Source organism: Moritella yayanosii (assembly GCF_900465055.1).
Classification (GTDB): Bacteria; Pseudomonadota; Gammaproteobacteria; order Enterobacterales; family Moritellaceae; genus Moritella; species Moritella yayanosii.
The window spans coordinates 2958785-2985635 of sequence record NZ_LS483250.1; the positions used below are offsets into that span (position 1 = coordinate 2958785).

The 26851-nt window shown below is 41.3% G+C and carries 18 protein-coding genes and 1 pseudogene; 4 read left to right on the forward strand and 15 right to left on the reverse strand.

The features are described from left to right. Positions 1 to 40 precede the first annotated feature (40 nt). The 9 genes from MORIYA_RS13740 to ilvG all read right to left on the reverse strand — a co-directional run bounded on the left by MORIYA_RS13740 (position 41) and on the right by ilvG (position 12194). A complete protein-coding gene (locus tag MORIYA_RS13740) occupies positions 41 to 883 on the reverse strand; it encodes a 23S rRNA (adenine(2030)-N(6))-methyltransferase RlmJ (RefSeq protein WP_112716036.1) in 843 nt (280 codons plus the stop codon). Positions 884 to 1369: 486 nt separating this feature from the next. Next, a complete protein-coding gene (ilvA, locus tag MORIYA_RS13750; RefSeq protein ID WP_112716038.1) occupies positions 1370 to 2935 on the reverse strand; it encodes a threonine ammonia-lyase, biosynthetic in 1566 nt (521 codons plus the stop codon). Positions 2936 to 3097: 162 nt separating this feature from the next. Next, positions 3098 to 4381 carry a dicarboxylate/amino acid:cation symporter gene (locus MORIYA_RS13755; RefSeq protein WP_112716040.1) on the reverse strand — a complete coding sequence of 428 codons (1284 nt, stop codon included), beginning with the start codon at positions 4379 to 4381 and terminating at the stop codon, positions 3098 to 3100. Positions 4382 to 4876: 495 nt separating this feature from the next. After that, positions 4877 to 5848: a glucosaminidase domain-containing protein gene (locus MORIYA_RS13760; RefSeq protein WP_112716042.1), complete on the reverse strand. Its 972-nt coding sequence runs from the start codon at positions 5846 to 5848 to the stop codon at positions 4877 to 4879. A 62-nt stretch (positions 5849 to 5910) separates the two neighbouring features. Continuing rightward, the gene (gene ald, locus MORIYA_RS13765; RefSeq protein ID WP_112716044.1) at positions 5911 to 7026 is read right to left on the reverse strand and encodes an alanine dehydrogenase; all 1116 of its coding nucleotides are present in this window, start codon (positions 7024 to 7026) and stop codon (positions 5911 to 5913) included. Positions 7027 to 7308: 282 nt separating this feature from the next. Next, positions 7309 to 9156, reverse strand: coding sequence for a dihydroxy-acid dehydratase (gene ilvD / locus MORIYA_RS13770; RefSeq protein ID WP_112716046.1), 1848 nt, complete (start codon positions 9154 to 9156; stop codon positions 7309 to 7311). A gap of 92 nt (positions 9157 to 9248) precedes the next feature. Further along, positions 9249 to 10178 (reverse strand): branched-chain amino acid transaminase, encoded by a 930-nt coding sequence (locus MORIYA_RS13775; protein ID WP_112718609.1) that lies wholly within the window; start codon positions 10176 to 10178, stop codon positions 9249 to 9251. A gap of 113 nt (positions 10179 to 10291) precedes the next feature. Further along, the gene (gene ilvM / locus MORIYA_RS13780; protein ID WP_112716048.1) at positions 10292 to 10546 is read right to left on the reverse strand and encodes an acetolactate synthase 2 small subunit; all 255 of its coding nucleotides are present in this window, start codon (positions 10544 to 10546) and stop codon (positions 10292 to 10294) included. Beyond that, positions 10536 to 12194, reverse strand: coding sequence for an acetolactate synthase 2 catalytic subunit (ilvG, locus tag MORIYA_RS13785; RefSeq protein ID WP_112716050.1), 1659 nt, complete (start codon positions 12192 to 12194; stop codon positions 10536 to 10538). The genes ilvM and ilvG overlap by 11 nt, the downstream gene beginning before the upstream one ends. A 499-nt stretch (positions 12195 to 12693) precedes the next feature. On the opposite strand from ilvG, the gene MORIYA_RS13790 reads away from it, so the two are divergent. From MORIYA_RS13790 to MORIYA_RS13805, 4 genes are all read left to right on the forward strand, one after another. Then, the gene (locus MORIYA_RS13790; protein ID WP_112716052.1) at positions 12694 to 14211 is read left to right on the forward strand and encodes a YifB family Mg chelatase-like AAA ATPase; all 1518 of its coding nucleotides are present in this window, start codon (positions 12694 to 12696) and stop codon (positions 14209 to 14211) included. Between the two features lie 75 nt (positions 14212 to 14286). Beyond that, positions 14287 to 15240, forward strand: a complete 954-nt coding sequence (locus MORIYA_RS13795; protein ID WP_112716054.1) for an acyltransferase — start codon at positions 14287 to 14289, stop codon at positions 15238 to 15240. 234 nt (positions 15241 to 15474) lie between these two features. Then, positions 15475 to 17136, forward strand: a complete 1662-nt coding sequence (locus MORIYA_RS13800; protein ID WP_112716056.1) for an AMP-binding protein — start codon at positions 15475 to 15477, stop codon at positions 17134 to 17136. 123 nt (positions 17137 to 17259) lie between these two features. Next, positions 17260 to 18582, forward strand: a complete 1323-nt coding sequence (locus MORIYA_RS13805) for an IS4 family transposase (RefSeq protein ID WP_112714029.1) — start codon at positions 17260 to 17262, stop codon at positions 18580 to 18582. A 51-nt stretch (positions 18583 to 18633) separates the two neighbouring features. On the opposite strand, the gene MORIYA_RS13810 is transcribed toward MORIYA_RS13805, so the two are convergent. From MORIYA_RS13810 to MORIYA_RS13835, 6 genes and pseudogenes are all read right to left on the reverse strand, one after another. Then, entirely contained in the window at positions 18634 to 19260 is a 627-nt protein-coding gene (locus tag MORIYA_RS13810) for a thiol:disulfide interchange protein DsbA/DsbL (RefSeq protein ID WP_112716058.1), read from the reverse strand. 46 nt (positions 19261 to 19306) lie between these two features. Next, on the reverse strand, positions 19307 to 20296 hold the full coding sequence (locus MORIYA_RS13815) for a serine/threonine protein kinase (protein ID WP_112716060.1): 990 nt from the start codon (positions 20294 to 20296) through the stop codon (positions 19307 to 19309). Positions 20297 to 20455: 159 nt separating this feature from the next. Then, positions 20456 to 21862 (reverse strand): cytochrome c oxidase accessory protein CcoG, encoded by a 1407-nt coding sequence (gene ccoG, locus MORIYA_RS13820; RefSeq protein ID WP_112716062.1) that lies wholly within the window; start codon positions 21860 to 21862, stop codon positions 20456 to 20458. Positions 21863 to 22177: 315 nt separating this feature from the next. Beyond that, positions 22178 to 22966, reverse strand: a complete 789-nt coding sequence (locus MORIYA_RS13825; RefSeq protein WP_232011627.1) for an aminotransferase-like domain-containing protein — start codon at positions 22964 to 22966, stop codon at positions 22178 to 22180. Positions 22967 to 23126: 160 nt separating this feature from the next. Next, positions 23127 to 25280, reverse strand: a complete 2154-nt coding sequence (locus tag MORIYA_RS13830) for an FAD-dependent oxidoreductase (protein WP_112716064.1) — start codon at positions 25278 to 25280, stop codon at positions 23127 to 23129. A gap of 236 nt (positions 25281 to 25516) precedes the next feature. Next, positions 25517 to 26847, reverse strand: a pseudogene (locus MORIYA_RS13835) (IS1634 family transposase). Between the last annotated feature and the right edge of the window lie 4 nt (positions 26848 to 26851).

The following is a 26851-nucleotide window of genomic DNA, read 5'->3' on the forward strand; positions in this document are numbered from 1 at the left end:
ACAATATCACACCGATATCATAACTCGATATTAACCTAAGTTATTCAGGTACTAACCATTCCAGACGGAAGTTCGCGTGGTTATCTTGGCCTAGCTCTTTAGTTAACCAAGGCAATAACTCTTCCATTTGCGAGTATAGTTTCCACGGTGGATTAATCACCACCATCCCCGTTCCGGTCATGCCACGTTCTGCACTATCGCCTTTGACACAAAGTTCGATAACTAAAATTTTCTTAATACCGGTGCCCACAAAGTCACGCATAAGCCGATCAATCGTGCGACGTTCAATCACCGGATACCAAAGCGCATAAGTGCCGGTTGCAAAACGGCGATAAGTCTGTGCGATCTCTTGCACTACCTGACGATACTCTGTTTTGATTTCATAAGATGGATCAAGCAGTACTAAACCACGTTTATTACGTCCCGGTAACAAGGCTTTCAGCCCTTCGTAAGCATCTTGCTTGTACACCCGCGCTTGACGATCACCAGCAAACTCTTGCTCTAATAATTTGACATCGGCAGGGTGTAATTCCGTCATTTGCATACGATCTTGTTCACGTAGCAATAAACGTGCAACTAATGGTGAGCCCGGATAATGCTTCAAGGTAGACGTGCTATTTAACTGCTTAATCACATTTAAATAAGGGATCAGTGGCGCAGGAACTTCACCTTGTTGCCAAATACGGGCGATACCATCAACGTATTCTGCTGTTTTTTCTGCATGGGCACTCGATAAACTATAACGACCCGCTGCAGAATGGGTATCGTGATAAATAAAAGGCGACTCCTTTTGTTTTAACGCTTCTAAGATCAGTACTTCAACAGCGTGTTTCAGTACATCTGCAAAGTTGCCAGCATGAAAACTGTGGCGGTAGCTCAGCATAATATTTTCCAATATAAAAAGATAAATTAATACGGTAAAGAATATCACTATTTGCTTAAAACTAGGTTGTTTATTCTATATTTCAAGTCCGCAATAGTATGCTTTATTCATATTTTCATTATTTTTTCAGATGTTATAGTGATGACTAAAATCAGGCTTGGCGCTTTACCATCCTGATATATTGCAGCTTTATCAAGATGACGCGGCATTACTGGCACTGAGAAAATTACATTGCGGCGCAGCTGAATGAGCAACAAATTTATTAGTATCAATTCACTCAAAAATCACCCATTAACAGCAGCTTCCCCGAGAGTTTCTATCTCTACATAAGTAACATAAATAACTAAAATTAGATCCCGATCTCGCGCGGTTATTAACCATTAATAATATTCAGCAAGGGCATATCAATAGTCTACCGGTCGATATCGAAGTCCGTATCAATCAAATTGCGGTACACCGGGACAAGAGTTGGGTGCCATAATGACCCTAGTGAGCAAGAAAGAACTTATAGGCTGGGTTATCGGTTTCTTCTTTATACTGATAACCTAATTTAACCAGATAAGCTGAAAAATCTTTCATCTCACTGTCAGGTAATTCAAATCCTGTTAATACCTGACCATAAGCGGCGCCATGATTGCGGTAATGGAATAAGGTAATGTTCCAATTCACACCTAGGGTTAATAAGAATTTTTGTAATGCCCCAGGATGCTCAGGAAATTCAAAGCTAAACAAGCGTTCTTGCAACGCTTCCGCAGGACGACCGCCAACCATATAACGCACATGCTGTTTGGCCATTTCATCATCGGATAAATCAACCACTGGATACTCTGCATCTTGCAATTGCTTGATCACTGTAGCTAACTCGGCAGTACCTTGTGGCGTGCGTAAACCGACAAATATATTCGCCGCAGCACGACTAGAATAACGATAGTTAAACTCGGTGACAGCCCGGTTACCAATTAGTTCACAGAACTTCAAGAATGCCCCCGGACGTTCTGGAATCGTCACCGCAAGTACCGCCTCCTTCTTCTCACCATATTCACTGCGCTCTGAAACATAACGTAATGAGTGGAAATTAACATTGGCACCGCTTAAGATCGCCGTCATATTTTGATCACGTAAGCCATTCAATGCGGTATATTTCTTTAACCCGGCCAGCGCTAATGCGCCCGATGGTTCAGCGATGGCACGGGTATCTTCAAAAATATCTTTTAACGCGGCACAGATTTCATCACTGCTCACCGTGATCACATCATCAATAAATTCATTACACAAACGGAAGGTTTCGACGCCAATGCGTTTTACCGCCACGCCATCAGCAAAAATGCCCACGCGATCAAGTGTCACCGGTTCACCAGCATCGAGCGCCGCACGTAAACAGGCAGAGTCTCGCGGCTCAACACCAATCACTTTAATTGATGGTTTAAGTTGTTTGATATACACCGAAATACCTGCAGCAAGACCGCCGCCGCCAACTGGCACAAATATATAATCTAAATGGGCATTTTGTTCGAGTAATTCACGCGCGATAGTACCTTGACCCGCAATCACATCCGGATCGTCAAACGGCGGGATCAGTGTCAAACCGTCTTCTATGGCGAGTTTTTCAGCGTGATGTGACGCTTCATCAAAACTATCACCATGCAGACAAACTTCCGCACCAAAGCCACGCACAGCGCTCACTTTAATTTCAGGCGTAATAACAGGCATGACAATGATCGCTTTAATGCCCAGTTTCTTCGCAGACAACGCCACACCTTGGGCATGATTCCCCGCAGAGGCAGCAATGACACCACGTAATTTTTGTTCTTCCGATAATTGCACCAACTTATTAAATGCACCGCGTAATTTAAACGAGTGCACGGGTTGGCGATCTTCACGTTTCAGTAAAATATTATTGCCCAAACGTTCAGATAATTTAGTTAATGGTTGTAACGGGGTGACCACAGCAGCTTCATAAACTGGTGATAATAAGATCTTACACAAATAATCATTTGCTGTAAGTAGCGATTTTGGTTGTTGGGTTTCGTTATCTGTCACTCGATCATCCATTGAATTATAACTGACAAGTTAACGGTTTGGCATGCCATCGTTAACGCTATTATTTAGTTATAGCAACAATCGAAACAGATAAAAAGGTTTAACTCAGGATAACTTTTAGCCGAAAATAAAAAAGAGAGCATTAAGCTCCCTTTCTTGTATTATTTTATTTAATTACGCTGTTTTAGCTACTGCATTTGTTTCTTCTGTTGCATATGCAATTTCAAGGTTTAGTTCACCTTCACTCTTAGCAACAATCGTGTTTACTGCTGTATCACCAACAACATTAGCTGCCGTACAGAACATATCGTTGATACGGTCAACCGCGGCGATAATTGCTAACGCTTCAATAGGCAGACCAAGTTGTGTTAGTAACACACCAATCATCACGATACCGCCACCAGGTACACCACCTGCGCCAACTGATAATAACAGGATAGTTAGACCCATAGTAAACATATCAGCCACTTGCAGTGGAGTTCCGTATGCGTTAGCAGCAAATACTGTCGCAATTGAGATGTAGATAGATACACCTGACATATTCATTGTTGCGCCTAGCGGCACACCAAAACCAGCCACTGTTTTCGATACACCAATCTTATCCGTAAGGGTACGCATTGTTACCGGGATAGTCGCATTTGAACTTGCCGTAGACAGTGAGAATAATAGCTGCTCACGGATTTGACGACGGAATAGAGCTGGGCGGATACCCGTTGTAGCCCATACTGCTAGTGGGTATACAATTAGGATCCATACTACAAGTAATGAAACAACCAGACCGACATAACCTGCTACTGAAGCCAGTGTAGCGCCGTTTAATGTTGCACCTAATTGGATCATCAGGGCAAATACACCAATTGGTGCAAAACTCATGATTAGGCTAACGAGTTTCATCATCACGTCATTGGCAATTTGGAATGCATTAACCACTGGACCACCTTTAGTATCTAGCGCTTGAATTGCGAGACCTGTGATGATTGCCATGAAAATGATTTGTAACATGTCACCCGAAGCAAATGCTTGCACAGGGTTGCTCGGTACGATGTTGACAATCATTTGACCGATATCAGGTGTTTCGGTTGATGCCAGGTGTACTGCAGTACCGCCTAGTTCAGCCAGGTTAGCGCCAACACCAGGTTGTACGATCATTGCCACAACAAGGGCAACCGTAATAGCAATCGCGGTATTCAGCAGGTAAAGGAAAAAAGTTTTACCGCCTAAACGACCAAAACTCTTAATGTCTTTCAGTTCACATACACCACATACAATAGAGATGAATACTAGTGGCACAACCATTAATTTGATTAGTGATACAAACATAGTACCGACTGCTGTAGCAGTACCGACCAAGTATGTATCAAGGAATGATCCTGCACCAAAGCCGTACTGCACGATTGTACCCAGTAACAAGCCCACAAACAGGGATATAAATATTTTCGAACTTAGTGATTTATCCATAACAAACTCAGCCTTTCAATTATCATAGTAGTGTGTGTTTTTTACTTATATATTTTTTTTATATTTTTACAATTCTTTGCACTGCAAGATTTGATGGGTGGAGAGTATTACAACTCTATTAGCTATGGGAAGCAGTTCAATCATCTAGTGCTAGGAAAATTGAGGTCGGTCACATATTCAAGCATTTTTTACCCTTTTACGACTACGTAACATCTATATAATCATCAATAAAACCCCCTTTAAATTAAGAAACAGCAATTTTATTGGGTTAAAACCGCCAAAAACCCTTACATACTCAAAAGTAGGCAGTATATCAACAATGGAGTAAATATAAAAAACGAGCGATTATTAACAAAGGTAGTGATTTATAGCGTAAATTTAACCTAAGTTACCCTTACAGACTGAGAGAGTAAAAAACAGCAGAGTATTAACGAGGATAAAAAGTGAAAAAGGCACTCAGAAAGGCTCTGAGCACCCGAAATATAAACTAGGTAATTATTCTACCACATGGATTTTTATTGGTTCTTCTGCCGTTACAGTGTCATTTTCAACAACATCCGCAGGCTTGTTAGGCTCAACTTTTGTTGAATCACTACTTTTCGCTTCAACAAAAGTTGAATCGGGAGTCAGATTAATGGTCTCTGGTAACTCCATCGTATCGTCGACAATAATGTCAGTCACCACAGGTTTTGGTGCTGCACACAACGCATAATCCGTGTTGGCATTATGACGCCAGAATTGACGGTTGTGACGGATCATTGCGCGGATCTCAGCAATGTACGCCTCTTTTCTTTCCGAGTAATTAATTAATCCCGCGGCTAATGCACAAGCATTAATATCCGCACCATATAAACGTTGCTCACTGCGGATCTTACGTAACAGTAAATAACTTTGATTACGATTAATGTTACGGAAATACGAACGCACCGAACCTGCTATCGAATCAAAGCTGGCCACTTCGTGTGCAGCACCTTCTTCACGTTGATTTGGTACTAGGCCGCAGCCTTTGCTAAAGCACCATTGACCAAAAAAGTTATGTCCAAGTTTCGCAAAGCGTGATGAACCCCAACCCGTCTCATTCGCTGACTGACTAAATACCAACTCTTCTGGGATCACATCAACGTGTAACAATAACGCACTAATCAAGGCAAGGTCATTATCAGCAGTCACTTTATACATACTGGCCATATCTTGCAGTTGCGTTTGCTCTTGTGGGGTTAATGTTGTTTTAGCCTGCCATTGAGTTAGCAGTGCACGCTCTGCTAATACTTCCGCAGTCACGGTATCAAATGCGGGTTGTAGATAATTAAAGAATGCGGTTTTCTTGGCGGTGACATCACTGATAGCAGCAAAGTCTGGCACATCTGATTTTTCAACTTCAATAGCATCATCAGATTGCAGGAAGGTATCAAGACCAAAAATACTCAGTCCAATAAACAGGAATAAAATTGTTATTTTCTTTTGCATATAAAAAAGCACCATTAATAAATAATGGTGCTAATTTAACACGTTAATTGCAAAGAGCTAGATTATAGGATCATGCTCTTTGATGTAACGAACGGTAAATTATGTGCTTCAGCAACATCTTGAACAGTTATTTGACCAGCAATAACGTTTAGGCCGTTTAGTAGATGCTCATCTTGTGTTAATGCTTCTTTCCAACCTAGGTTAGCAAGCTTGATGATGTACGGTAGTGTGGCATTGTTTAATGCGAACGTAGATGTTTTCGCAACAGCACCAGGCATGTTAGCAACACAGTAGTGAACAACGTCATCAATGATGTAAGTTGGGTCTTGGTGTGTTGTCGCGTGTGAAGTTTCGAAACAACCACCTTGGTCAATCGCAACGTCAACAACAGCAGCACCAGGCTTCATGCGTGAAATTAGGTCTTTCGTTACTAGTTTCGGCGCAGCTGCACCTGGAACTAATACCGCTCCAATCACAAGATCAGCTTCTAATACATATTTTTCAATGGCATCGTGTGTTGAATAAACCACTTTCAAACGACCATCGAATTGGTTGTCTAGGTTAGCTAGTACAGTAAGGTTACGGTCTAACATAGTTACGCTAGCGCCCATACCAACAGCCATTTTCGCTGCATTCATACCTACAACACCGCCGCCGATAACAACAACGTTGGCAGGAGCAACACCCGGTACGCCACCCATAAGAAGACCACAACCTCCTTGTGATTTTTCTAATGCTTGTGCGCCAGCTTGAATTGCCATACGACCAGCAACAGCAGACATAGGCGCAAGTAGTGGTAAACCACCGTTTGCATCAGTTACGGTTTCATAAGCAATACAAATTGCATTACTCTTGATTAGATCTTCTGTTTGCGCTAAATCAGGTGCAAGGTGTAAATAAGTGAATAACACTTGGCCATCACGTAACATTGCACGTTCAACAGGTTGTGGTTCTTTTACTTTTACAATCATGTCTGCAGTTGCGAAAATTTCAGCCGCAGTTGTTAAGATTTTTGCGCCAACAGTTTCATAATCACTGTCGCTAAAACCAATACCAGCACCAGCACATGTTTCAACATAAACTGTATGGCCATGTGTAATAAGCTCTCTTGCACTCGCAGGAGTCATACCAACACGATACTCATGATTTTTAATTTCTTTAGGTACGCCGATAATCATATGCTGTTCACTCCGATTTATGGTTTATTTAACTGGCTTATAAAAGCTTCTCGATATATAGGTGGAGTATATACATAGAATCACAAAATTAATCACTGAATATCGAGCTAATTTTAACAAAAGTTTATATAACATTTGTTAAATCGATGTTGAACAGAACATAATTTTTTCTGTGAGCAAGATCGCCCTCAAAAAAAAGGGCTCAGTAGTAATCATAGTCGATTATCACTGAGCCCTTGATATAGATCATGGTGAATTGTTAGATCATACTAACGAAGTAAGTTAGATCAGGTTTCTATCGCGTACCGCACCTTTATCTGCACTCGTCGCAAAATAACCGTAAATACGTAATGCTTGTGTTACTTTCCGTTCGCGTTTTTCAACCGGTTTCCAGGCTAATTCCCCGCGACTTTCCATGTCAGAGCGGCGCGCAGCCAGTACATCATCAGCAACAACCAAATTCATTGAACGCTCAGGAATATTAATATCAATAATATCGCCATCTTCCACTAAACCGATCAAGCCGCCACTGGCGGCTTCTGGTGAAACATGACCAATAGACAGACCCGAGGTACCACCGGAAAAACGACCATCAGTAATAAGTGCACACGCTTTACCCAGTCCCATCGATTTCAAATAACTGGTTGGGTACAACATTTCTTGCATACCCGGACCGCCTTTTGGCCCTTCATAACGAATAACCACCACGTCGCCGGCTTTAATTTCGCTGGCTAAAATAGCACTTACTGCAGAATCTTGGCTTTCGAATACCCGTGCGGTACCACGAAACAATAAATTATCATCGGCGACACCCGCCGTTTTAACGACCGCGCCATCGACGGCAATATTACCGGTTAATATCGCCAGACCACCTTCTTGACTGTAGGCATTCTCGATTGAACGGATACAACCGTTAACACGATCATCATCGAGTGAATCCCAACGGCAATCTTGGCTAAAGGCTTTTGTGGTACGGATACCAGCTGGGCCTGCCGAATACATTTTCTTCACTGCGTCAGATTGAGTAGTAATAATATCAAATTTCGCTAACTGCTCAGCCATGGTCATGCCCATTACGGTCATATTGTCAGTATGCAATAAACCGGCACGGTTCAACTCACCCAAGATCCCCATCACCCCACCGGCGCGATGCACATCTTCCATATGATAGAGCGGCGTTGACGGTGCCACTTTACATAATTGCGGCACTTTACGTGATAACGCATCCATATCGTCCAAGGTATAATCAACCTCGCCTTCAATGGCCGCAGCGATTAAATGCAATACTGTATTGGTTGAACCACCCATGGCGATATCTAGCGTCATGGCATTTTCAAAGGCGTCACGATTCGCAATATTACGCGGTAATACCGATTCATCATCTTGCTGATAATAACGCTTACACAGATCGACAATACGACGACCAGCATTTAAGAACAATTCTTCACGATCAACATGCGTAGCAACTAATGAACCATTACCCGGTTGCGATAACCCTAATGCTTCTGTTAAACAGTTCATTGAGTTGGCAGTAAACATACCCGAACATGAACCACACGTAGGACACGCGCTGCGTTCTACTTTTTCAACATCTTCGTCTGACACATTTTTATCTGCGCCCATCACCATGGCATCCACTAAGTCTAACTTAATAATCTGATCTGATAATTTAGTTTTACCGGCTTCCATCGGGCCACCGGAAATAAAGATAACCGGAATATTCAGACGCAATGCCGCCATTAACATACCTGGGGTGATCTTGTCGCAGTTAGAAATACATACCAGCGCATCCGCACAATGGGCATTAACCATATATTCAACAGAATCAGCAATCAGATCGCGAGACGGCAAGCTATATAACATGCCGTCGTGACCCATGGCGATACCATCATCAATGGCAATGGTATTAAATTCTTTTGCGATACCGCCCGCTTTCAAAATTTCGCCTGCGACCAATTGGCCCATGTCTTTTAAATGGACGTGGCCTGGCACAAACTGGGTAAATGAATTAGCAATAGCAATAATTGGTTTGCCGAAATCTTCTTCTCGGGTACCGGTTGCACGCCACAGGGCGCGAGCACCTGCCATATTACGGCCTTCGGTAGATGTTGCAGAACGCAGTTTAGGCATCGGTTCTCTCCATGAAACAAAATATACAGTCAATAAAAGAGGCAGCTCTGCGCCTCACCTTAATAATAAAAAGTAATAATCTATCCAGACGATTAACTTGGGTCAGCCACGTAATCCAGCCAACCCCATTTGTCTTCACTCTGACCTTTAATCAACGCAAAGTAAGCAGTCTGTAGTTGTTCTGTAATTGGACCACGTTTACCCGTGCCAATGTCAATACGATCAACTGAACGTACCGGGACAACTTCCGCCGCCGTACCGCACATGAACATTTCATCCGCTAAATACATGGCTTCTCGGGCAATCGACTCTTCACGCACCTCATAACCAAAGTCACGCGCTAGAACCATTAAGGTATCACGGGTTAAACCCGGTAAGATGCATGCCGTTGTCGGCGGCGTATAGATCACGCCATTTTTAACGAAGAATAAGTTCTCACCAGCACCTTCAGAAATGGTGCCATTCACATCCAAGGCAATACCTTCATCGTAGCCATGGCGTTTCGCTTCTGACGAGATCAGCTGTGACGATAAATAGTTACCACCGGCTTTGGCACCAGTAGGAATTGTATTCGGCGCTAAACGATTCCAAGAGCTCACGCAAACATCTACGCCTTTTTCCAAGCTTTCATCGCCTAGATAAGAACCCCAGTTCATAGCAGCAACAAGCGCGTCGCATACGGTTGATTTAGGTGTTAAACCCAGTCCAACATTACCAATATAAGCCAGCGGACGTAAATAAGCATTGGTAAGGCCATTGGCTAGTACCGCATCTTTACAGGCCTGTTCTATTTCTTGTTTTGAATAAGGGATGCTCCAGCCATAAATTTTAGCGGAATCAAATAGACGTTGAACGTGTTCTTTTAAACGGAAAATAGCGGGACCTTTCGGCGTATCATATGCTCGAATACCTTCAAATACCGATGAGCCATAATGCAATGCATGCGTAAATATACTCACTTTAGCCTGAGATTCCGGTACCATCTTTCCATTAAACCAAACTTGCTGTTCAGTATTCGCCATAATCGCGTCTTCCCTTATGCTGTAATTTTGTATTATTTTAAATAACGCCAGTTCTTGCATCCTGCAATCCATGCACACCAGCGTTTTCAATAAAGTGTTATATTGCAGTGCTGTTATATAGTAGCTATGTGCTGAACGCTTAATTTACGCACATCAAATAACTTATCTAACTGTTTATAGAGGAAATCAATCCCGCGTTCTCCAGATACTGTAACCGTAATCTTTATGCCATTACAATCATTCATTTGTACCGAATTCATGTGACTAATACGAAAGCCGCGATGACGAATAACACGTAATACCCGCTCTAAAATCTCCAGCGTATTGGTGGCTTCAATCACCACTTCATGTACTTGTTTAAAACTCATCGTATTGCTCCAACATCTCGCCGTTATTAACCCCAGGTGGCACTAATGGCCAGACATTTTCTTGTTCTGATATTTGTACATGCAAGAAATACGCACCATCACTGGCCAGCATACGGTCCATTGCTGGTTGCACTTGCTCTTTAATCACCACCGTTTCACCGGGTATACCACATGCCGCGGCTAGCGCCACAAAGTCAGGGTTATCATCGAGAATAGTCTGCGATAACCGACCATCAAAAAACAGGGTTTGCCATTGGCGCACCATACCGAGACGTTGATTATCGATTAATACAATCTTAATTGGTAATTTAGCCCGGTTAATCGTCACTAACTCTTGGATGTTCATCATAATAGAACCATCACCCGTGACTACAACAGGCATCGCATTAGGACGCGCAAGCGCCGCACCAACTGCCGCCGGCAACCCAAAACCCATAGTACCAAAACCGGCACTGGATAATAAGTTTTCCGGTTGGGTAAATGTCATGTGTTGTGCAGTCCACATCTGGTGCTGACCAACATCACACGCCACCAGATGATCTTCAGGTAAGCTGGCAGACAATTGTTTCAATAACAGCGGGGCATAGATAGCGATGCCGGGATGATCATAACGAAAAGCGGTGTCGACTTTCATCTCTAAGGTATGTAAACGCCAAGGCGCGATATCCAAGGTCATTTTCAACGCGGGTAGAATAAGTTTTAAATCGGTTGTGATCGCAACGTTAGCAACGCGTAATTTATGGTGTTCACAGGCATCAATGTCGAGATGGATAACTTTGGCATATGGGGCAAACTCATCCAGTTTACCGGTTACCCGATCATCAAAACGGGCACCGACCGCAATCAACAGATCACTTTCTTGTACCGCTAAGTTAGCCGCTTTCAGACCATGCATCCCTAACATACCCAAATAATAAGGGTGTTCAGGATCAGCACTGCCTATGCCTTTTAATGTGCAGACCATGGGAATATCTAAAGCCGCCGCTAATTCACGCAATTCAGGTACCGCATTCGCCATACCAACGCCACCACCAACGTACAATATCGGTTTTTTAGCCGCGTGTAATAATGCCCGAGCAGCAGCGACTTCGTCATCCACCAAGCCATCTAACGGCGGTAATTCTAGTAATTCTGATACCGTCTCACACGCCATTTCGGCCAGCTGAATATCTTTAGGAATATCAATTAATACTGGGCCAGGACGGCCAGTGGTCGCAATGGTAAATGCTTCGGCAATAATACGGTCTAAATCATTTTGGTCTTCAACCAAAAAGCTGTGTTTGGTACACGATAACGTCATGCCAAGAATATCCACTTCTTGGAACGTATCCACACCTATCAAGGCGCTCGGTACTTGCCCTGTGAACGCAACCACAGGGATCGAATCTGCCATTGCTTCAGCTAAACCTGTCACTAAGTTCGTTGCACCCGGACCTGACGTCGCAATACAGACACCGACTCGAGCGCCAGCACGTGCATAACCCAACGCCGCCATGATAGCACCTTGCTCATGTCGCGCTAATAAATGCGCCACACCACCATCATATAACGCATCATACAATGGCATGATCGCGCCGCCAGGATAACCAAATACTTGGGTTACACCCTGTTTACGTAAAGCATTTACAATAAACTCTGTTGCTTTCATTAATCTACATCCCTTTAAACATCATTCTTGTAAACCGTTAAACGCCAAACAAAAAAAAACCCCGGTTATCAACCGGGGTTTTCTTATTGCTGGATTAAGCTTATTTTCGCTTAGCAGTAAGTTCCCGGCTTGGTAATTTAATAATTACCACCAGAATGCTAACCACAATAATAAGACGCGAAGTAAACCCAAACATATAACTAATCCAACAACTCTATAAAATTTTTATGATTCATTATTAGCATGGCAAATTTATTTAAGCAAGCCTTTAACCACGTTTAAAATAACTCAAACCACCAAATAAATGCACAGTGGCAATTCAAAATATTTAAAAAAAAACAAATTCCAGTTTAAAAAGTCACACATGACAAACATCACAAAATAGGCTGTGGTAAATAGGCCTTGCTTAAGGTTTTAAAATAATCCACCTAATTCAGTAGCCTCTGTCATTAATTACACTACGGTTTAAGCTTGAGTAGCAACTTAGCAAGGGTAATGAATGAATTTAGCCGTGATCTACAGCCGCGCCATTTTAGGTATTAATGCACCGTTAATTACCATCGAAGTGCACATTAGCGAAGGACTACCTGGTTTTACCATTGTTGGATTACCAGAAACATCAGTAAAAGAAGCCAAGGATCGGGTCCGCAGCGCGTTAATGAATTCTAATTTTGTAATGCCAGCCAAACGCATCACCGTCAACTTGGGGCCAGCTGACTTACCCAAAGAAGGCAGTCGTTATGATTTACCGATTGCGATCGCAATTTTAATCGCCTCACAGCAGATCAGTACTAACCGCCATCAGCAATTAGAATTTATTGGTGAATTATCTTTATCCGGTAAGCTGCAAGCATGCCGAGGTACCATTCCCAGTCTCATAGCCGGTAAAAAGGCCGGGCGCAGCAGTATAATTCCGATTGACAACGGCCACGAAGCGGCACTTATCGACAACGCCAATTGTTTTACTGCGGCAGATTTACAACAAGTATGTCAGCATATTAATGCCGAGCACACATTACCCATCGCCAAGCGGATACGTTCACTGACAACACCAGAGAGTAACCAGCATGACATGCAAGATATTATCGGCCAGCAAAGTGCTAAACGTGCGTTAGAGATCTGTGCAGCCGGTAATCATAATTTATTGCTGTTTGGTCCTCCTGGAACCGGTAAAACCATGTTAGCCAGTCGCTTAACCAGTATTCAGCCCGACATGACTGAACAAGAAGCCTTAGAATGCGCGGCGATTAAATCCATTAGCGGTGGCGAGTTTGTGGCCCAAGATTGGCGGCGGCGGCCTTTTCGCACTCCCCATCACACATCATCAGCCGTTGCATTAGTCGGTGGAGGCCGTAATCCGCGTCCCGGTGAAATCACTCTCGCGCATAATGGGGTATTATTTTTGGATGAACTACCGGAATACCAACGTAAAGCACTCGATTCTTTACGCGAGCCCTTAGAAGCAGGACATATTAGTATTTGTCGCGCCAATCAACAGGTCGACTTTCCGGCTCGATTTCAACTCATTGCCGCACTAAATCCATCACCATCTGGCTATTACGACAATAATAAATGGGGCGGTAACAACAGCCAAGTAGCAAAATATTTAAGTAAATTGTCTGGGCCTTTCTTGGATCGCTTTGATCTCACAATTGAAGTCCCCGCACTCCCCAAAGGCAGCTTAACCGAGCCCGGTCAGCGTGGTGAAAACAGCGAACAGATTAAGCAAAGAGTGAGTGCGGCGCAACTAACACAGCGTCAACGTTGTGATAAATTAAATGATGCGCTTTCCAGTAAAGAAATTGCGCAATATTGTCCACTCCAGCAGCAAGATGCGGTGTTCCTAGAGCTTGCCATTGAAAAGATGGGCCTATCAACCCGAGCGTTTCATAAAATAATCAAGGTGGCGCGTACCATCGCAGATTTAAACAATTGTATAGATATCAATAAATCCCATTTACTTGAAGCACTATCATATCGTGCAATGGATCGGTTATTACAACAAATTAATGTTTAATAATTTCAGTTTTTGTTTGGCATAACGTAATGATAGTTTTATTATTTCAGTTTTGCATCACACCAAGGCCATATTATGTTATCGACATTCACACAAAAGCTGACAGGCACCATTGCCTTTCTCAGTTATCTTTTTAATACCATATTTTGGTTGATCCCGATTGTTATGTTTTCGCTGTTAAAAAGTATGCTGCCCTTTAACACTGCACAAAAAAGACTGAATCATTTACTCGATGGCAGTGCGTCAAACTGGGTCTCTGTAAACAGCATAATCCAAAAAGTAATAGGTGGACCAAACATCCAAGTAACGGGTATTGATGGCTTGTCGCTAAATAAATGGTACATGGTGATCTCAAACCACCAATCTTGGGTTGATATTTTAGTGTTACAACGGGTATTAAACGGTAAGATCCCGTTTCTAAAATTCTTCTTAAAAAAAGAGCTTATCTTTGTGCCATTTTTAGGCTTGGCTTGGTGGGCGCTCGATTTTCCATTCATGAAACGCTATAGCAAAAAGTTTTTAGCCAAGAACCCACACATGCGTGGTAAAGATATTGAAACAACAAAAAAAGCTTGTGCTAAGTTCAAGCACAAGCCAGTGAGTGTCATGACGTTTGTTGAAGGTACGCGTTTTACTCAGCATAAACACAGCCAACAAGCATCCACATTTACGCATTTATTAAAACCTAAAGCAGGTGGTATCGCATTTGCCCTCGATGCAATGAATGGTCAGCTGACTACTTTAGTTAACGTGACCATTTACTATCCGCAAGGTATTCCAACTTTGTGGCAGTTTATTAGCGGCCAAGTGCAGCAGATCCAAGTTCAAATCAGCACACAAGACATTAATAGCAATTATATTGGTGACTATCTCAATGACAAGGCCTTCCAGACTAATTTCCAGCAATGGATCAATGAATTATGGCTAAACAAAGATCAAGCGTTAGAGAAGCTTAAGCTAATGAATAAAGTTGAAGCGGATATTGAGAGCAAAGACAAGTTAACCGCAACATTTTACCAACATAAATAACTATTACGCCCACAATGGGTTAATAAAAACATTATGGGCCAGTTCATTCTCATTCGTGAAAACGCCACAAAATAACGCTTTAGGGGTATGCATAGGCGTAAAAACTGCCATAAATAGAGTCTTAATTCTAAACTGACATTAACATCTCACTTTTACTTTAATCTTAAACGAAACAAGGTGTAACGTGCTATAACTGTTAATGCATTGTTGCATTACTCTTTTTCGGGACCACATATGAGCACATTAGAACCAAACTTAAACACACCTCTCGATGCCTTATTGCACTGGGAAAAGCATCGTGCCAATGAAGTATATTTACGCCAACCTATTAATGGCACATTTCACGAATTTACTTGGTCGCAAGTAGCAGACCAAACAAAGCGCATTGCTCAAGCACTACAATCACTGGGATTGACTCCGGGTGATAAAATCGCGATTCTCGCAAAAAATAGTGCCGAATGGTTTATTAACGATTTCGCCATTATGTACGCGGGTTATATTAGCGTACCAATTTATTCAACAGCAAACGCGAAAACGATTAATTATGTGCTAGAGCACAGTGAAGCAAAAGTACTGTTTGTTGGTAAATTAGATAACTATCAAAGTCTAGAAGGGAAGATACCGGCAGACATTATTACCATCAGCTACCCTTACGAAACGCTTACGTGTCAATATAAATGGAATGATCTGCTTGAGCAACACCCGCCATTAGCCACACCAGCACAGATCAATCTTGAAGACTTGATGTCAATCATTTATACCTCAGGCAGTACAGGTGATCCAAAAGGCGTGATGATCACATTTGCGGCATTCAAATCAGCCTCGCAAAACATTATCAAAAGCTTAGGTATTATTCCTGGCGACCGATTATTGTCTTATTTACCACTAGCGCACATTACCGAGCGTGTTTATATTGAAGGTAGCAGTATTTTTGCTGGCGAAGGCGTGGTTTCTTTTGTTGAGTCACTCGATACCTTCGTCAGTAATATCCAGTCTGTAGAGCCTACGCTGTTTATTTCGGTACCACGTCTCTGGACTCGCTTCCAAATGGGCATATTACAAAAAATGCCGGCACACAAACTTAACTTCCTGCTCAAGATCCCATTCGTGAGTGGTCTAGTAAAAGCGAAGATTAAACGTGGTCTAGGTCTACAGCATGCACGTATGCTTGGTTGTGGTTCTGCTGCAGTATCACCAGCATTATTAAAATGGTATGAGCGCCTTGGGTTAAATATTACCGAAGCATGGGGGATGACAGAAAATCTTGCTTACGGGACATTAAATCACCCATTTAATCCGCAAAAAATCGGCACTATTGGTAAACCTGGTGCTGGTGTTGATCTTAAGATTTCGGCCATTGGTGAAATTTTAGTCAAAGGTGATGGCCTGATGACTGGTTATTACAAAGATGAAGCACAGACCAAAGAGTCATTCGATGAAGATGGTTACTTCAAAACTGGTGATAAAGGTGAAATTGATAGCCATGGTTATGTCAAAATCACCGGTCGTGTAAAAGACATTTTCAAAACCTCAAAAGGTAAATACGTCACACCCGTGCCTATTGAATGTAAATTTGGTGAGAACCCGAATATTGAACAAATTTGCATTACTGGTAGCGCATTAACACAACCGATTGCATTAGTGGTGTTATCACCAGAAGCACGTGAACAAGGTCAAGAAGTCATGACCATCAACCTTGAAGAAACACGTCAGCACATCAATAAGTCATTAGAATCTCATGCACGCATTGGTCATATCATCGTCTTAAAAGATGAATGGACTGTGGATAATGGTTTACTAACACCAACGTTGAAATTTAAGCGGCATGAACTAGAGAGTCGTTTTAAACCTTTATACGAAGAGCAGCACCAAGATAAGATTGTTTGGGAACAGTAATTATTCAATGAGTTAAGATAAAAAAAGGACGCGATAGCGTAATGCCGATCAGTTAAGCTTAAATATCTTGCTTTTTTAGTAAATGAGATCAAAATCCGGTGATCAGAACTCACCGGATTTTTTATGCAACTTTCCACAGCTCTTTCTTTAGTTAACTCAAATAATGTCACTGAGTTTCAGAATTTAACCGACATTCTCTCTCCCGAAATAATTGATGCTGGACTAAAAGAAAACGGTGTTGCTACTATTCGAAAGCGTAAACTACCAATGGAAAATATGGTATGGGCAGTTATTGGCATGGCGCTATTTCGAAAATTCCCTATGCGCCAGCTACTTAACCAATTAGATATTATTTTACCTAGTGGTATGCCGTATGTAGCTTCTAGTGCCGTCACGCAAGCACGAAAAAAACTAGGAAGTAAAGTCATTGAATCTGTCTTTCAGCAAACCCAAAAACAATGGAATCAATCTGCTAACCACGGAAACTGGTGTGGATTAAATTTATTAGGTGTCGACGGTGTTGTATGGCGAACGCCAGATACTGATGAAAACAGTAAAGGGTTCGCTAGAACGGGCTCTCAACATGGTAAAGCAAGTTACCCTCAAGTTCGCATGGTATGTCAGATGGAACTAACGAGCCATTTATTAACAAACAGTGTTTTTGATAGCGTTGAAGTTAACGAGATGAATCTTGCCTTAGGATTAATTGATAATACCCCTGATCACAGCCTGACATTATTCGACAGAGGCTTTTATTCATTAGGTTTGTTGCATCGTTGGCAAACAACGGGTGAGATGCGTCACTGGTTAATTCCGCTTAAAAAGAACACTCAATATGAAGTGATTAGAAGTTTTGGACGACAAGATAAACTCATCAAACTAACAACTACACCTCAATCACGCAAAAAGTTCCCTGAACTACCAAAGACAATGGAAGCTCGTCTATTAACAAGAAAAATCAAAGGGAAAGATGTCCAGATCCTGACATCGATGACAGACCCAATGCGTTTTCCGCCAGCTGATATAATCGATTTATATGCACATCGTTGGGAAATTGAACTTGGATTCAGAGAAATGAAACAATCGTTATTAGACAACCGATTTACTTTACGAAGTAATCAGCCAGAACTCATTAGGCAAGAGTTATGGGGCATATTACTTGCGTATAATTTAATACGCTATCAGATGGTGCTAATGGCAACATCACTCGATGACATCCACCCAAATCAATTAAGTTTTCATGGTGCTTCGATGCACATCATTCATGAGCTAACTCAATTATCATTTTGTACTCCAGGGAATATACCTAAGTACACAATGAATATTACTCAGGCTGCCAAGCAATTTATTTTACCAAATCGGCGAGAGAGGAAATATCCAAGGTTGTTGAAATGCTCAAAGGATAGGTATCCCGTGAAAAAAAGAAATGCCGTTCACCTTAAGTGAACGGCATTACGCGATAGCGTCCTTTTTTTATCGTTAAAATCTAACCAAAAATTAGTCAGTTTTTGCGGCTAAATATTTAATTAACGCCGTAAGTTTAATATTAAATTGTTCACCACGCGCCTTAATAGAACCCATGTTAATCTGATATTTACCATTCACGATTAATGCTGGTACGCCACGGATATTCTTGTTAGCGGTGTTTTTATCCATACGCGCTACTTTACCGTTAACAGCAAAACTATTTACTGCCGCATCAAATTTCTTACCGTCGATACCGGCATCCGTAAACACGGTACGAATATCGTCACGACTAGAAAAACGACGCTTTTGATCATGGATCGCAGTGAAAATTGCCGATGACATTTGGTGCTCAACATTCAATAGCTCTGCAGTCGCAAATGCTTTTTGCATTTCGATACCCATTTCACGACCAATAAAAGCAACGTGATTTTTTTCTACTTTAATATCGCTATCAGCGAGACGTTTAGTGACGTCTGTCATGATCGGTTCGAATTTATTACAGTGTGGGCAAAAATACGAAAAGTACTCAGCAACTTGTGGTTTGGATGTTGCCTGCTCAGAGATAACATCATAATGCACACCTTCTTTAAACTGTGCCGCATTAGCAAAGGGTAAAAATAGCATTACAGTGATCAATATAAATAATTTTTTCATCATTTTCCTTCCTGAAAATTGAATTAAACATAATTAACTGTACAAAAATTTAGTAATTAGGAATGAGAGATAACGGCGGTTTTTGTATATTATCAATCTGCTCATGTAAAAATTTCACCTGTTGTTGCCAATACTCCTCATCGGTAAACCAAGCAAAATGACGTTTAAAAGCAGGATCATCCCAGCGTTTAGCAATCCAGCCCATGTAATTCATCATGCGCATGCCGCGTAATGGCTCAATCAATTGCAACTGCTTGGCATCAAAGGAACAAAACTCCTCATAACCTTCAAGCATCACTTCCAATTGCAACAATTGTTCGTGCCGTTCACCATGTAGCATCATCCATAAGTCTTGCACTGCAGGTCCTTGACGGCAATCGTCAAAATCCAATAGTGTGACCTTATCACGCCACAAAATATTACCGGCGTGTAAATCCCCATGTAAGCGAATTAACTGCGTATCATCCGGCTTATATTGCAGCGTAATTTCTTTTTCCAACGCATCATAAACATCAAAAAATGCTGTTTCTAAACGCTTAGGTATAAAACTATTCTGTTGCAATATCTGCTTGGGTGCTTGTACAAACTCGGCGATCGATAATGTAGGTCGATACAAAAATGATTGCTGGCTTGCAAGTTGATGCACGCGACCTAAGTTACGTCCAACAGACTCCAATGCATCGAGGTTATCCACTTCAATAGGACGACCACCTGCACTCGGAAAAATGGCCAAGCGATAGCCTTGATAAATGAATAAACTACGACCATCAAATTGTAACGGCGCAACCACATCAATATCAGCAGACTTTAACTGCAGAGAAAAATCATGTTCTTCTTGGATCTGTTCATCACTCCAACGCACAGGACGATAAAACTTCACCACAAAACGTTGATGATCTTCATCATGAAATTGAAACACACGATTTTCATAGCTGTTTAATTCCAACAATCCTGAATCCACACGGATACCAATAGATTCTATCGCATCCAACATAAAGTCTGGGGAAAGTAAACTGTAATCAACAGGCAGGTTTTTCATTATTATTTCCTAAAGTACTAATTTATATATCTAAATAACCGTCATAGACGTACAACAGATCTTAGATTGGATACAATAATAGCAAGCCCAGTATCACTGAGCTTGCTATTTACTTTAACTTACATTGATTATAAAGCTATTTATAATTGCTGGTTAGCACTATAACTGGCTGATAAAACGGCTTTGCTGGGTAAAAACATAATGCTCATTGCCAAGCTCGGTGATCACAAAGTTTATTTTAATCACCGGTTGGTTCAGATCAAACGGGTCGATGGCTAAACTCACGGGCTGAACTAACAATTCACCCGGCAATACTTCAATTTCACGTGGACCAAACCACTCATGATCAGGCACGTCAGTAACAGATAAACTGTATTTTTGGGTAAATGAAGTCTTATTGATAATTTTCAGTGTATAGGTATTTTCAATATTACCATCCGAATTCTCACTATAGAGTGCGTTTCGGTCGCGGATAATATCCATTTGTACTGGTGAAATACTCATCACTCTCATCGCAAACATCACGGTCATTAACGTCATAACAATACCGTAACCAACTAACTTGAATCTACTTTTCTGATGAGGCTTATTATTTAGGTCATTTTCAGACGTATAGCGGATCAAGCCTTTCGGGTAGTTCATCCGTTCCATCGTTTGATCACACGCATCAATACAAGCGCCACAGTTAATGCACTCATATTGTAGACCGTCACGAATATCGATACCAGCAGGACATACTTGCACACAAAGATTACAGTCTATACAATCGCCCAGACCTTGCGCTTTGTGGTCGACTTTACGTGAACGTGGGCCTCTTGCTTCTCCGCGGTTGAAATCGTAACCGACAATTAAGGTATCAGTATCAAACATTGCCGATTGGAAACGTGAATATGGGCACATGTGGATACACATAATACTGCGCATCCAGCCTGCATTACCATAGGTACAAAATGCAAAAAATAGCACCCAGAAATACACAGTGCTACTTGCCTGCAACGTGAAAAATTCGATATAAAGGTCGAAAATAGGCACAAAATAAGCCATGAATGCAAGGCCGGTAATCACTGAAAAGCTTAACCATGCGGTGTGTTTAAGCACTTTCTTTTTAACTTTATCAACCGTTACTGGTCCTTGGTTTAACTTCAAACGTTTATTGGCTGAACCTTCTATTTTTTCTTCAAACCAAATAAAAATAAACGTCCAAATTGTTTGTGGACACATAAAGCCACACCACACCCGGCCTAAATAAGCGGTGACAAAGAATAATGCAAAGGCACCAACAATCAACAATAACGCTAATAACATCAGATCTTGAGGGAAAATAGTTAGGGCAAAGATATGAATACGTTGTTCTAAGATATTTAATAAGATCGCCTGATGCCCATTCCACTGAAACAAGGGTAATGCAAAAAACAACACCATAAAAAACCAACCCATGTATTTTCTCAGCCGTTGAAATACACCACTCATTTTTCTGACATAAATATGATTATCAGGGCCTACATTGGTATATTTTGGCTTAACTTTAGGGGTTATATCTTTTATATTAATGCGTTCTTCAGACATTACATGCTCCTTATTTTATATCTTCGATTATACCAAAGAAGCTTAATAAGTCTTTACAATCATCTGACTTATCTCATTCTTGTTAATTTAATCAAACACTTACAAAAACCTAAAAACTTGCAGACAGGTTTGAAAGCAAGTTGACATAGCACTAATCCAGTCATCTCTTAATGGATATAATTATTTAATGAATTAGCGAGGCTATTGGAACACAAATCAAGCATATAAGCATAGTACAGATCAATACTAAACTACCCTATAACAGATGCTTTAGTTATAAATAAAGACTGGAACAGTTGTTAATTATATTGAATATTAAGCAAAACAGCGAGCTAAGGTAATAAGCGCTTGGCGGATTTTGTCTGTCAGTAGATAAGAACTATTAATTCGCATGCAGTTTTTATATTGTTGGTCACTGGCAAACAAGGTGCCAGGTGCGATGCTGATATTGTGATCATCCAGTAAGGTTTGGAGTAACTCACCGGTATTAATATGGTCAGATAACACCACCCATAAAAAATAACCGCCACTCGGTCGGGTGATCGTGGTTTCTAATGGGAAATATTGTTCAATTGCATGGCGCATCTGCTGCTGACGAGATTCGAGTTGACGCCTTAACCGACGCAGATGAGTATCATAGTTACCATGCAAAACAAATTCCGCAATGGCGAGTTGATTAGGCACAGCAGCAGACAGCGTGGTCATAAATTGCAGTTTTTCTATCTGTTTAGCATAACGACCAGCAACCACCCAACCGACCCTAAAACCAGGCGCTAAACATTTTGAAAATGAAGAGCAATGCAATACCAGACCTTGTTGATCATAGGCTTTAATCGGTTTAGGTTTATATTCTGAGAAATATAGCTCACTGTAAACATCATCTTCAAGTAAAGGAATGTGCTTCGCCGCCAGTACATCTAAAATAGCCAATTTATTTACTTCCGGCATCGATGCGCCTAAGGGATTTTGGTATTTACTCATTAACCAGCAAGCTTTAATATCATGACTATTCACTGCATGTTTCAGCGCATCCACTGACATGCCGAACTGTGGATCTGTGATAATTTCAATGGCTTTAAGCTGTAACCGTTCGATTGTTTGCAATTCCCCATAAAAAGCCGGTGATTCATATGCGCTGCTCGATCTGTAATTGAATCTCAGCCGCAACACTGTGGTAGCGGCTTTTTTGTATCAACATAAATCTATCTACCTGAGTATAACCGGAAAACATACCGAACAAACAATCGCACAGTAAATGAAAATATTAAAATTTACGCATATAACGATGGAATTTCTCGACCCACGTTAATAATTTCTCAGGACTGTTGTTACGCTTCCAGTTACCTGCCACATATTTATTTGCTTCACTCATGGTGGGATACGGATGGATAGTGCCTAACACTTTATTTAATCCTAACTTATATTTCATTGCTAAGGTATATTCCGCCAATAACTCACCCGCGTGGCCAGCAACAATCGTAACCCCGAGGATCTTATCACTATTTGCAGCCGTTATAACTTTAACAAAACCTTTGGTTTCACCGTCAATGATAGCCCTGTCTAAATCATCAATATTATACTTCGTCACTTGATAATCGAGTTTTGCTTGCTGTGCTTCATTTTCGCTAATACCAACACGCGCCAACTCAGGATAGGTATAAGTCACCGCAGGTATAACACGATAATCTGTTGCAAACTTTTTCACCGAGCCAAATAATGCATTTACAGCAGCAAACCAAGCTTGATGCGCCGCGACATGAGTTAGTTGATAAGGTCCAGAAACATCACCAACGGCATATATATTCGGAATAGATGTTTGTTGGTACTCATTAATCTCAATAAGACCGCGATCTGTGATAGCAACATCGAGTTCCTCCAAACCAAAACCCCGCGTATTCGCCTGACGCCCTAGCGCTAAAAATACCTGATCAAACGCAACTGAATCGCCATTCGATAATACCGCACTATATTGACCATCTTCATTCACAAAGCGCGCAACTTTATTACCTAACAATATAGAGACACCATCCGCTTGCAACTCAGCTTGCACGACAGCAACTGCATCTTCATCTTCACGACCCAATATTTGCGTGGCCATTTCAACTTGGGTAACAGTCGAGCCTAAACGGGCAAAACTTTGTGCTATTTCACAACCAATCGGTCCACCGCCTAATACTAATAAACGAGACGGTTGTTCTGTTAACTGCCACAAGGTTTCTGATGTTAAATAGGGAACCTCTGTTAATCCCGGAATTGGCGGCACAATAGGACGGGCGCCCGTTGCCACGATTATATTTTTTGTGGTTAATACCTGATCACCAATCTGTACATGCCAAGGGTCAATAATTTTGGCTTCTGCGGTGAGACATTCAACCCCCATCGCAGAATAACGCGCGATAGAGTCATGCGGTTCTATCGTCTTAATGACATTTTTAATACGTCCCATCACCCTTGCAAAGTTGATATTGTTAATCTCGGCATCAATCCCAAACTCATTCGCACGGCTAATTTCAGCCACCGCATGTGCACTACGGATCAGTGCTTTAGAAGGTACACAACCGGTATTTAAACAGTCACCACCCATTTTATTTTTTTCAACTAACGTCACTTTTGATTTAACGGCTGCCGCAATGTAAGCACTAACCAAACCGCCAGCACCAGCACCTATGATGATCATGTTTCGATCAAATGATTTTGGTTTAGTCCAACGCGCATAACGTTTACGTTGACTAAATAGTGCTAACCCACGTTTCGCTATCCAAGGAAAAACACCCAATAATACCAATGCACTGAGCAATGATGGTGAAGCAATACCCGATAAACTGTTTATTTCACTTAACTGTGTACCGGCCCAAACATAAACCGCCGTACCAGCTAACATACCGACCTGACTTACAAGGTAAAAACTACGGGTACTAATCTTAGTCAATCCCATCAAAATATTGATCACAAAGAAGGGGAAAACTGGAATCAATCGCAACGAGAATAAATAAAAGTTACCTTCCTTTTCCATGCCTTTATTAATCGCAGCAAGGCGTGTAGAAAATTTATTCTGTACATAATCACGTAATAAATAGCGGCTAACTAAAAAAGCCAGCGTAGCGCCCATCGAACTAGCAAAAGAGATAAGTAGCAGACCATAACCCAAACCAAATAACCCACCACCCAGTAAAGTCAGTAATACCGCACCCGGTAATGAAAATCCGGTGATAGCCACATAACTCACAAAGAAGATCAGCATAGCCAAAGCGCGATTATCCGCAATATAATCGCCTGAGGTTTGCTGCAATGTTTTAATTTGCTCCAGAGAAGCGTATTGGTTTAGATCAAAGCCATACCACAATGAAAACACTGCAATAATGACGAAAATAATAATTTTTTTGTTATGCGAGCTTGAGTCGCTATCATCGGTAGCCATACGGCAACTATCCTTGCACTAATTAATATAACCGTAAGCTTAATCCGGAATAATCACAAAAGTCTCACGACAATCTTATCATTCTATATTTATATTAAGTTTCAGCACCGTTAAGTTACATTAATTGATCTTTGGATGTTTATCTACTTGGCAGGATAAGATTTATTGATAGATTCCGCATATATATCTATATATGACGAAATAATTAAGGTACAACCGACATTCCTCACCCCGTTTTATGAATAAATCTGCTGATATGTCGGCCCCATACAATCAATAATTATTCGATGTCGCTCTTTAATATTCAGCACTAATTGCGGCTCTTCCGAGATAGTTAAAATGTCGATACCTTGAAAACAAAATAAAACCCAACGGGCGGTAGGATTTTGACAGGGCTTATATTTTAAATTGGGGAAATATACGTCTTTAGTTCTCAAGTGCCGCGTATGCCATCAAGCAACACGTCATGATCATCAGCAATGCCTCAATCCGCTCTGCCTTTTTTAAATATAATGACGATGTTAAAAATCAGGACTTTTTAAGAATCTAAACCCTTTTTCGGATAATTTACATTCGCGAAAATTTAATTTTGAAGCAAGCAAACCAGTTACTTGATATTCATAACCATCCGGCTCTTGACCTGTTTTAGGTCGACCACTTTTAGTGAAAATTGGATGCTCAATAACGTTGTTTACTGAACACTAACAACCAACGCTGTTTAACATCACCGTAGTTTGAACCTATCCAGGTTGCGCTGTAGCCATTTCCTAACTCAGTGAAATGGTAATTGTTTTGTTCTGATATGGCGTCTTTGACTAATTTTAATTTTTGTGGCGCTCTCGATATGAATAATTGGCCTTGTTCATCGAGAGATTAGATCGTTTCAGCGACATATAATGCTGCATCGCCAATGAAATAGCGGTTGTTATTGGCCGCTTTAAGACTTTTAACATGTTGCTTAATGATATTTTTAAAACCTTCATTATCGTTAATATGTCCACTTGCCGCCTGCATGTAAACGGGGATGCCTGTCTGATTTTCAGTGATCAGGTTTAACACCACCTGATTCAATTCAGGGCTATGATCACAGCTGTAGCCTCGCACTTAGTTGAATGGCTGCATTACCGTCTTCGTCTTTATATTCACCATCAACATGAATGCTTGTGGAGTCCAGATTAAGCCCTTCACATGGGAGCTTTAAATGTGCAATTGTACGGGCGGACAGTCCTTGAAATAGCTCGGAAACGCCAGTTTCATAGAGTTGGTCAATACAGCGACCGAGTGCATCGTCATTAATATGCTCCGCTTTTACACCCTTACCAAGAAGGCGTTCGACAGGCTGATCTGCAAAATATTCAAGATACATATGCAATGTTCTACCAACAAAACCGAGTCCATTTAAAATCATGGCTTCTACGAGTTGCCCGTATGAAATGTGCTTATCCTTACTTTGTTCGGGATGTGCGTCATCAATAAACTTGGCGATACCAATATCTTTGCACATGCCTGAAACTAAACCGAGGTGATCAAGACTCTTTGTTGAATATGATATGGTCATAATTTTCATCGCC